The organism is Desulfovulcanus sp. (assembly GCF_982781345.1).
In genome coordinates this window covers 1-1345 of the sequence record NZ_CEYAEZ010000164.1, presented here as the reverse complement: position 1 = coordinate 1345, position 1345 = coordinate 1, and the positions used below count along the sequence as shown (strand labels likewise).

Annotated in this window: 2 protein-coding genes; one reads left to right on the top strand and one right to left on the bottom strand. The window is 47.7% G+C overall.

Annotation, left to right across the window (positions count from 1 at the left end):
- A partial coding sequence (locus tag AC3WVG_RS11945) for a TIGR03571 family LLM class oxidoreductase (RefSeq protein WP_488798341.1) occupies positions 1 to 747 on the top strand: 747 nt, incomplete at its 5' end.
- Positions 748 to 1102: 355 nt separating this feature from the next.
- Here AC3WVG_RS11945 and AC3WVG_RS11940 read toward each other — a convergent pair.
- Complete coding sequence (locus AC3WVG_RS11940) at positions 1103 to 1312, bottom strand: SDR family oxidoreductase (RefSeq protein WP_333973118.1); 210 nt, start codon at positions 1310 to 1312, stop codon at positions 1103 to 1105.
- Positions 1313 to 1345: the final 33 nt, after the last annotated feature.

Sequence of the window (1345 nt, the reverse complement as noted above, 5' to 3'; positions counted from 1 at the left end):
ACATTCGGTGATGCGGGACAATTATTCGATCCTTTCGTATACCTTGGATATTTAGCGGGTAACACCAGCCGAATTGCACTCGGCGTGTCAAGTATTGTCTTGCCGTTACGACACCCCGCCCATGTTGCTAAATCCGCCGCTAGTGCAGATGTTCTGTCTGGAGGGCGCATTTTATTGGGTGTCGCATCCGGTGATCGCCCAGAAGAGTACCCTGCATTTAACTTTCCGTTTGAAAACCGCGGATCGAGCTTCCGTTCAAGCATTGACTACATCCGCGATTCTTGGGACAACAAGCCAGGCTTTAGTAATGCGTTCGGTAACCCGGGCAGAGGCATCGAGCTTCTTCCCAAGCCGGCATCGGGTAAGTTGCCACTATTGATTACGGGATCTAGTCGGCAAAGCCCTGACTGGCTCGCACGTAATGGCGATGGTTGGATGACATATCCGCGACGTATCGACGCCCAGGCGGCTATTATTACAGAATGGCGCAGGAGAATGGACGAAGCCGGTATTATGGATAAGCCGGCAATGCAGTCGCTGTATATAGATCTTCAAAGTGATCCCGATGCGACACCTCGCCCAATACATCTTGGGTTCAGCTCTGGTGTCAATGCTCTGCGTTCTTATTTGAGGGAGCTGCAGCATATTGGCATAAACCATGTTGCATTGAATCTTCGCTTTAACAGGGCTGACATCGTTCCGACTTTAAAACGACTAGCTAACGAACTTTTGCCAGATTTCATTTAAGGAGGGTGTGAAGTCCCTTTCTGTTTGAATATTCGACGACACTCTCTAATGTTGTTTTATTGCATACTCAAAAGGGTACACGTAATTCAGTGAACTATGTGGGCGAGATAAAAGCAACAATGAGCGAAATACTTTGACCGATGAGCGTTGACAACGTCAGAAAAGCGTATCAGTTTCTGGAAGCCGATAAGCTATCGGTAGGATCGTTTTAACGGGCTTTCAGCAAGAGGGCTTTGTCTATTGATTCTATCCGATAAAGCGGACATACTATGTGCGCATATTTTCAATTGGTGGGTGAGCTGACTATGCCTAATTGCGGGCAGATGCCGAAATAACTACAGTTAAGGCTGGCGAGTTAAGTATAATCAATGTGATTCTGTCGGCGTATAGCAAGCAGAATGTATTGTAACTGAGTCAGGTCGCCATCGACTCTTATATCTTTGCCGATAATTAAACTGCTCTGATCACCTAATAAAAACAGTACCGTAGCCGCAACTTCTTCAGCCTTAGCCAGTCGCCCCATAGGAATGCGGCTGGCCAAATACTCCCTAACACTGTCGGACACTCATTCAAACATGGCGGTGTCGGTTGGGCCGGG